We start from the raw sequence: 8,206 nt of genomic DNA, 5'->3' as shown, positions 1-8,206 counted from the left end.
GAAATCCTCTCGGCTCCTCGCAAACCATGTTTAATCATTGATATGACTTCAAACGAGAGCGATAGCCAGTGCAATCCCATCTCTCGCAATTCAGTGTCGTCATTGCGCCAACGTTCCATAAGATGATCTAAGGTTTCGACCTCAATCCCACCTTCCGCTAAAGGTTCTGCTAATTTCCATGCCTGCTTCACGCCATAATCTTCTAACCATTCCAGCAACACTGTTTCGCGATCGCTTAATGTCACCGGATCTAGACGATTATTTAAAATCGCATCATAGCCCTGATCCCGGACTCTCAACCAGTTTTGAGTATGCGCTTCTTCAACATTGCGTTGCCCATAGACTAAATTCATTCGTTGTAGCTCTAGGATAGCGGCTGGCATTTCCCCTAAAGTCCGAACCAGTGCTGAAGCTGGGTTGTTAAGTTCATGAGCCAAACCGGCAGCAAGTGTCCCTAAAGCCGCCATTTTTTCCCGCCCACGAATAAAGGACTCTAGCCCCCGCAGCCGACGTTCCATAATCCGAAAGACCATCCGCTCAAAATCACGACATTCATGCAGTAGTTTACGGAAGTCCTCTGGCTTAACTTCATAGAGGTTGCAATCGGTCAATGCTCGCATTGTCACAGGTACAGGTTCATCTGTGAGGACTGGAATTTCACCAAAAAAGGATGGCGCTTCATGTTGCCCGATGGGAATTTCAACTCCTTGACTGCGGCGAGTCAGGTTTATTTTACCTTTGACCAGGATAAATAAACCGCGTCCAGGGTCTCCCTCATGGGCCAACACTTCTGAGGCACGGAGTTCAACTGTTTGAGCGCGATCGCAAACCCACTCCAACTGCTCTTTAGAAAGCTGTTGAAACGGGTCTAAGTTGATCAATTTCTCAATACACAACATCAATCAACCTCCTTAGTTTTTCCCACTTCAGCTAAACATTGCTCAGGTAGCGGTGAACGAATTGAATAGCAATCGAACCTTCTCCCACACCGGATGCCACCCGCTTAATTGACCCAAAGCGTACATCTCCGGCTGCAAATATGCCAGGAACGTTGGATTCTAATAAGAAAGGAGAGCGTTCTAAAGGCCAACCTGGAGGAGATTTGCCATTATGCATCAAGTCGGGGCCTGTGATGATAAACCCCTGAGTATCGCGCCGAATAACGCCATCAAGCCAATCAGTTTTGGGGCTAGCACCGATGAAGATAAAAAGCGATCGCGCTGGCACGGTTTCAGTTTGTCCAGTCTTGGCATGGGCAATCACTATTTCTTCTAGATGTTCATCTCCCTTCACTTCCACGACGCTGCAACCTGTGCAAACTTTGATATTTGCAGTAGCTGCAATTTGGTCAATCAAGTATTGCGACATACTCAATGATAGTGATTCACCCCGCACCAACACGATCACTTTGCTGGCATATTTAGAAAAGTGCATTGCTGCCTGTCCAGCAGAATTGGCCCCACCTACCAAGTAAACCTCTTCATTGCTACAGGCGATCGCTTCAGTCATGGCAGCACCGTAATAAATTCCTGCCCCTGTAAGCTTCTCGGCTCCTGGAACATTTAGCCAACGGTAGGAAACACCCGTTGCAACTAAAAGTGCATGGCAACTAATCTCGCTGCCATCCGCTAATTGCAGAACCCGGTAAGGATCTTGCAGCTTAACTCCGGTGACTACTTGAGGAGTGAGAATTTCTACCCCAAATCGCCGCGCCTGGGTGACTCCCCGCCTGGCCAAATCGCTGCCGCTCAAGCCAACAGGAAACCCTAGATAGTTCTCAATGCGTGAACTCGTGCCTGCTTGTCCGCCCGGAGCCTCACGCTCAATTAAGACTGTACTTAATCCTTCGGAAGCGCCATAGACGGCTGCTGCTAGTCCGGCAGGCCCACCACCCACGATCGCTAAATCATAGAAAGGCCGCTCTGCCTTGGTTTGCAATCCAATTTTGGCAGCAATCTCTAAATTAGATGGTTGGATTAATCGGGAACCATCGGGAAACAGCACCAGGGGCAATTGTTGTCTGCCATCAGCTTGTGCGTATTCTACTAATTTTGCTGCATCTGGCTCCAGTTCAATATCTAACCAGTTGTATGGAATCTGGTTACGTGCTAAAAAGTCTTTCACCTGATGGGAAAAAGGCGACCAGCGATCACCAATGACTCGAATACCTTCAAAGGGTGGGCGAAATCCAGCTAGCCAGTCATCTAACAAATCATCCAAAACCGGATATAGTCGCTCTTCTGGGGGATTCCACGGCTTAAGTAAGTAGTAATCAAGTTTGGCACTATTAATTGACTTAATGGCTGCATCGGTATCTGCATAAGCTGTTAGCAAAGCACGTTTCGCATCAGGAAAGACACCTTTCGCCTGTTCAAGGAACTCCACACCTCCCATTTGGGGCATTCTTTGATCGACCAAAAATAGAGCAACTGCTTCATTCCGCAATTTTAGTTGCTGCACCATGTCCAGAGCAGCAATACCGGAATCTGCCCGGACAATGCGGAAGCGATCGCCATACTGATGCCGCAAGTCTCTTGACACCGCTTGTAACACTTCTGGATCATCATCGACGGTTAAAATTGCAGGTTTCGCCATAACTACTGTTACTGAATAATTGCAGTGCCTAGTCTGATGTGCAAAAATTTGTTGTCAAATATTTACTGTTTAACTATTTGTTTTAAACGAAAGTATGCCTCTTCTGGTGTCAGCGATTCTGATTGACTTTCATTAGGTATATAAAATTTCCAGGTATCGGGAAAGTAATGCACCACAAAACTGGGAATCAAACCCAAGCTTACTGCTTGTTTTCCGAGTTTTTCAGTTTGTTCCTCTAAACTCAGTTGGTCATGAAATAGATGTTCAGCCATATTTTTGCATCTCCTTGTACTTTCTTTGGCTTTGAAATAACCTTCAATACCAGCATTGCACGAATCACCTAAAAGTGATTCACCATTCATTATGTTCCAGAATAAACTAGGACTTACGCAAAATATCTCTCAAACTCTTATTTCTCCGTGCCCTCTGCGCCTCTGTGGTTCGTTATTCCGTAACTCTTGCGTAAGTCCTATAAACTTGAGAATCTTTTGCTAGTAGACCTAAATAACTTCAAATATGCGTCTCATAAAAATCATAAATCTATTTTAGATTTTAACGCTGAATTTGACCGAGACTACACCTCAAGGGTGCATTGGGATTGTGAGTGCGGCTTTTAAGATCATACTGTGTACGAGCGATCGCTCTGGTAAACCCGTTAACATATCTGACTTTTCACGGTATCTGGAAAACCTCTCTCTAAATCTCTCTCCTCAAAGGAAGAGAGCAATAGAAGTGATACCAATTCTCTATGAAGATGAACATAATTAGTCCCCCCTTCACAAGGGGGGACGGCGTAGCCGGGGGGTAAATATATGCAGCTTCACAAATAAACGGTATGAGATTTTCCAGATACCATGAAAAGTTAGATTTATTTTAGGGATTTCCAGAAATTAAATTATTCAATTTTGGGATTTTAGTTTGCATCCCTGAGTCGCACTTGAGGCTCAAGGCGACCCTTTTCAAACATCCTCTTAGGTGTATCTCTTATCTATAATCTTGCTTTTGAATACTCCCCAAACGAGCAGCATCACGAATATTGTAGTCGGTTCGAGTAAAGCGATTTAGCTGCATCTCAAAAAAATCTCGATTTGCTTGTAAATGCTTGGGATTTGGGTCATCTAATGGATATAAAAGAGCAGTTCGCAAGGCTTGAATTACCGCAGAAGTTACACAGTACATTGACCGTTGAAAACTAACTCCTAACTGAATCAACATATCTTCTTCGCCCCGGCAATGTTGGCTGTAGTAATCAACAAGATATGGGGGCAAAAAATGCAACATGTCTTGCATTAATAATGTGGGAGGAATGCCAGCAGTACCCACTGGGAATACATCAGCGTAAAGAATACCATAGTGAAAGTCTTTTTGGTCTTCCGGTACTTGACGCGCTTGAGCATTATAAGATTTTGTCCCCCGGAAGGGTGCGGTGCGGTAGAAAACAGCTTCTACATAAGGTAATGCTGCTTCATATAGCCACATAAAACCCTTGGATTTAGGCACTATTTCGTAGCATTCACCACGAATATAAACGTGATGGTAAATGGGACGGCCTGCGATCGCAAATATACCATTAACTAAAAAGCTCATCGCCTCTGGGACGCTGCTAATGGTACCTTCGTCATAGCGATCGGACATTTCAAAGAACACTGGGGCCATGACTTCCCAGAATAAGCCCAGATTAGCGTAGTATGACATCTGGCGGCACTGTTCCAAAAACATATCTGGGAACAGCTTGTAAAGTCCCAGCATTACAGGGTTTCCTTGGAAGTAAGCTTTAATTGCCCTGTCAGCGTTGGCTTTGTATTCGTCTGAATCTAGGTAAGGGTCAAATTGTCCACCCATTCCTCTGTGCCACAACATCGCCCGCATACAAGCTTCTGCAAATTCCATGTTAATGCGATCGTGGAACAAGTGATGGAACAATTTCGGCATTTTGAAGGTTTCACCCTTTTCGATAAATGCCAAAAGTTCTGGATGTGCAGTAGCTTCGCCACGCCAAATTCGCAAATCGGCATCATCGCCAGCGTAATGATTATGCAGTTCTAAATATTCTTTGGGTAAGAAGTATTTAAAGAAGGGAAGCGGGTTTAAAAATTCGTGTTCGGCAATATAAAGTAGGTCGCGCCAGTAAAAATCCATTGGCACAGCATAAGCTTTATATAAACCGATGATTTGCATCAAATTTTCTGGAGTATCGGGTAACATTGCACCGCCTGCTTCTAAGCGGTGAATTACTTCAGCAAATTCGTGTTTGGAAGGAGGTAATTTAATCGCTGTTTTAATTGCTGTCATGGTAATCGTAATTGGTAGAGACGCGATAAATCGCGTCTGGGGGTATAGATTTTGAGGCGCGATTTACGCGTCTGGGGGATAGTTTTTGAGGCGCGATTTACGCATCTGGGGGATAGTTTTTGAGACGCGATAAATCGCCGTCTCTACAAGGGTTTTGATGTATTTTCTATTTCAACGCGACTTCAGAGATTACGGTTTTTTCTAAAGGGGGAATCGCAGCAACCATTGTTGTAGTTGTGGATTCACTCCAACGCACTAACCAAGTGGGTTGTACTCCCAAAAAGATGATAAAAGCTGCCAAAATTAAAGCTGGTATTTTCTCAGACCAAAGAACTTTAGGATAGTAGGCGAAGTTATCGAGTCTGCCAAAACAAGTGCGGTTGAGGAGGATGACAAAATAAACTGCGGTTAATCCACTAGCTACTACACACAAAATTGTCGGAATGGGAAAGATAGAGAAACTACCTTGAAAGACGATAAATTCGGCGATGAATCCTGTTAAACCAGGAATACCTGCACTAGCCATCCCACTTAAAACTAGTAAGGCACTAATTAGGGGTAAACCGCGTATGGGACTCATCAAACCATTAAGTTTATCTAACTCACGGGTGCCAACTTTGGCTTCTACAACTCCCACCAAATGGAAGAGAATCGCCAGGATGATACCGTGGCTAAACATTTGAGCGACTGCACCCACAAGTGCCAAGGGAGTACTAGCAGCACCAGCTAGCAAGATATAGCCCATGTGACCGACGGAACTGTATGCTACCATGCGCTTGATATCTTTTTGAGCGATCGCAATTACTGCTCCATAAATAGCGCTGATTGCTCCCCAAATTGCCAAAGTCGGTGCAATAATACTCCAAGCATGGGGAAACATACCCAACCCAAATCGCAACAATCCATAAGTTCCCAACTTTGCTAACACGCCACCGAGAAGAATTGCAATTGGTGCTGAAGCTTCAACATAAGCATCCGGTAGCCAAGTATGGAAGGGAACTAAAGGAATTTTAATGCCAAAACCTAATACTATCCCTGCTAGTAAAAGGATTTGTTTTGCTGTTGAGAGATTTTCTGTTGAGACTGCATCAAAAGCAAAATTGGTAGAACCACTCAGCCATACCATACCCAAGAATGTTGCCAGAATTAATGCTCCTGAAACAGCAGTATAAATCAGGAATTTAATCCCAGCATAACCCCGTTTTTCCCCTCCCCAAATCGAAATTAGTAAGTAAAAGGGGATTAGTTCTAGTTCGTAAAATAGGAAGAATAGTAGTAAATTCTCTGCTAGAAAAGCGCCTGCAACTCCTCCACTAACTAATAAAATCATGGAGTAAAACAGCCGGGGACGTTCAGTTTCTTTACTACTACTGTAAATAGAAATCCAGGTGAGCAGGCTATTTAACACCAACATCAATATAGAAAGCCCATCAACACCTAATTGATAGCTCAAGCCAAGGGTTTCATTCCAGGGTAAATACTCTTTAAATTGCATTCCTGGATTACTGATATCAAATTTTATTAGGATAAACAGGTTCCAGAAAAGAACTATTCCCGAAAAAATTAATGCTGTTAAACGAATACGATGCTTAGGGAAACTTCCAGGTAATATTGCTATAACAATAGCAGCGAAAATTGGCAGCCAAATCAAAACACTTAACATGGGAATTGGTGATTTTAGAAAATTGGTAATTGTTATAAATGTCTCTGAGTTCGCGGTAGCAGCCCAATGAAGAGAATTTCCAGGTTATACCTGGAAACGGAAATTAAGGGCAAAAAGCTAGGCTAATATACTGATTTTGCCAGTATCTAAATCGTAATAAGCACCTGCTATTTTTAGTTTTTCTTCATCTATTAACTTAGATAAAACCGATGACGATTTTAATTTTTTAACTTGTGTCAAAATATTTGCTTTACAAGCATTTTCTATCTTATCTCCTGCTTGTCCTTTTGAGCTTTCTACACTCGGTTTAATTGCCTCAAGTAAACTTCCAATTTGTCCTGGGACTTCACCACCTTTGAGAGCGGCGCTTACCGCACCACATCTTTTATGCCCTACTACCATTATGACTTTGGAGCCTAATATTAAGCTGCCAAATTCTAGGCTACCAATTTCTTCTGACGTAGCTATATTTCCAGCGACACGGCAGACAAATAAATCTCCAAGTCCTTGGTCAAAAACAATCTCTGAAGGCACTCGTGAATCTGCACAGCCTAGAACAGAAGCAAAGGGCTTTTGACCTTTAGCAACTTCGACTAAGCGCGAATGGGTTTGGTGGGGATTACGACGTTTTGCTTTGACAAATCTTTCATTACCTTCTAATAATTCTTGCAATGCCTTGTCAGGGGTAATATCATCTTCTACTGGGGCTTTTTTTTCGGCTGCTAGTAAGTTTGATCCAAGCCCGGCTGTCAATACACCTGTACCGATCGCACCTGCACCAAACTTGAATAAACTTCTTCTGGAAAGATTAATTTGGGGATGTTGTCTGCTCATGGAATTCTTCTCAAAATATCAAACTGTTAACTTTTAGTAGGATAGTTACTGCTACCCAAGTGTCGAAATTTGAAAAATCAAATTAAAAAACTGTACTCTCCAAAATGACCAAGTTACCCACATTCCTAAAACACCTACTCCTAAAAGAACGGTTAAGGCATAAAACTGGGTTTGACCAGAGGTGCTGTATTTAAGACCTTCGCCACCTAATAGCGAAAATAAACCAACGAAATTAACGATGCCATCAACTACAAAACGGTCAATCATATCGGCAAGTTGGGAAATTTTTGCAACTCCAAAAATTATGGTCATTTTATAGAGTTTGGGGGTGTAAAAGTCGTATGCGATTAAGTCTTGTAAACCTTGCCAAGGGAGGCGAATCGGTTTAGGAATATTGCCTAAATAAATCACGCCAGTGATACTACAACCGAAAATACTCGACCAAATTAAAAGCAGTGCGACATCTTTATTAAGAGTTGCCCAATCTGGTAAAAGTGATAAGCTTTGCAACACTAAAGGAAGATGTAGACTGACACCAAGTAAAATCATCATTGGCAGAATCATCGGCCAGTGGGCTTCAGGCGATCGCTGACTCATTTGTGTAGGTTTACCGCCAAAAATTAAACCGAATTCTCTGGTTAAACTGACGGCTGTTAAAGCATTTACCGCTATCACTACTCCCACTAACCAAGGTTGTGTTTCCCACAAGCCATCTGCTAGTTTCACTAACGCCCAAAAGCTACCCAAGGGTGGAAAACCAATTAATCCCAAAGTCCCGACGATAAAGGCTATTGCTGAAATCGGGCGACGTGTCCACAATCC

Annotated in this window: 7 protein-coding genes and 1 pseudogene; 1 reads left to right on the top strand and 7 read right to left on the bottom strand. The window is 43.1% G+C overall.

Annotated features, from left to right (window positions below; translation table 11 throughout):
* From V7K25_RS25700 to V7K25_RS25690, 3 genes are all read right to left on the bottom strand, one after another.
* The coding region (locus V7K25_RS25700) for a Crp/Fnr family transcriptional regulator (RefSeq protein WP_335161861.1) at positions 1-899 on the bottom strand (899 nt) is incomplete at its 3' end.
* A gap of 31 nt (positions 900-930) precedes the next feature.
* Complete coding sequence (locus tag V7K25_RS25695; protein ID WP_335161859.1) at positions 931-2,595, bottom strand: FAD-dependent oxidoreductase; 1,665 nt, start codon at positions 2,593-2,595, stop codon at positions 931-933.
* 62 nt (positions 2,596-2,657) lie between these two features.
* Positions 2,658-2,867 carry a hypothetical protein gene (locus V7K25_RS25690; RefSeq protein WP_335161857.1) on the bottom strand — a complete coding sequence of 70 codons (210 nt, stop codon included), beginning with the start codon at positions 2,865-2,867 and terminating at the stop codon, positions 2,658-2,660.
* Positions 2,868-3,159: 292 nt separating this feature from the next.
* On the opposite strand from V7K25_RS25690, the gene V7K25_RS25685 reads away from it, so the two are divergent.
* Positions 3,160-3,363, top strand: a complete 204-nt coding sequence (locus V7K25_RS25685) for a hypothetical protein (protein ID WP_335161855.1) — start codon at positions 3,160-3,162, stop codon at positions 3,361-3,363.
* Positions 3,364-3,579: 216 nt separating this feature from the next.
* Here the strand turns inward: V7K25_RS25685 and V7K25_RS25680 are convergent, their stop codons facing one another.
* From V7K25_RS25680 to V7K25_RS25665, 4 genes and pseudogenes are all read right to left on the bottom strand, one after another.
* Complete coding sequence (locus V7K25_RS25680) at positions 3,580-4,887, bottom strand: CO2 hydration protein (RefSeq protein WP_335161854.1); 1,308 nt, start codon at positions 4,885-4,887, stop codon at positions 3,580-3,582.
* 166 nt (positions 4,888-5,053) lie between these two features.
* Complete coding sequence (locus tag V7K25_RS25675; protein ID WP_335161853.1) at positions 5,054-6,550, bottom strand: NADH-quinone oxidoreductase subunit M; 1,497 nt, start codon at positions 6,548-6,550, stop codon at positions 5,054-5,056.
* 117 nt (positions 6,551-6,667) lie between these two features.
* The gene (locus tag V7K25_RS25670; protein ID WP_335161851.1) at positions 6,668-7,384 is read right to left on the bottom strand and encodes a carbonic anhydrase; all 717 of its coding nucleotides are present in this window, start codon (positions 7,382-7,384) and stop codon (positions 6,668-6,670) included.
* A gap of 51 nt (positions 7,385-7,435) precedes the next feature.
* Positions 7,436-8,206: pseudogene (locus V7K25_RS25665) on the bottom strand (NAD(P)H-quinone oxidoreductase subunit F); the annotation flags it as partial.

Origin of the sequence: Nostoc sp., assembly GCF_036919495.1 — a bacterium.
In the GTDB taxonomy this organism is placed as follows: Bacteria; Cyanobacteriota; Cyanobacteriia; order Cyanobacteriales; family Nostocaceae; genus Nostoc.
The sequence above is the reverse complement of the archived record's forward strand: the minus strand, read 5'-3'. Positions and strand labels throughout refer to the sequence as shown.

What these genes read in the sequence shown, in the direction of transcription:
- V7K25_RS25695 (WP_335161859.1), bottom strand. Translation starts at nt 2,595, where the DNA reads ATGGCGAAACCTGCAATTTTAACCGTCGATGATGATCCAGAAGTGTTA.
- V7K25_RS25690 (WP_335161857.1), bottom strand. Translation starts at nt 2,867, where the DNA reads ATGGCTGAACATCTATTTCATGACCAACTGAGTTTAGAGGAACAAACT.
- V7K25_RS25680 (WP_335161854.1), bottom strand. Translation starts at nt 4,887, where the DNA reads ATGACAGCAATTAAAACAGCGATTAAATTACCTCCTTCCAAACACGAA.
- V7K25_RS25675 (WP_335161853.1), bottom strand. Translation starts at nt 6,550, where the DNA reads ATGTTAAGTGTTTTGATTTGGCTGCCAATTTTCGCTGCTATTGTTATA.
- V7K25_RS25670 (WP_335161851.1), bottom strand. Translation starts at nt 7,384, where the DNA reads ATGAGCAGACAACATCCCCAAATTAATCTTTCCAGAAGAAGTTTATTC.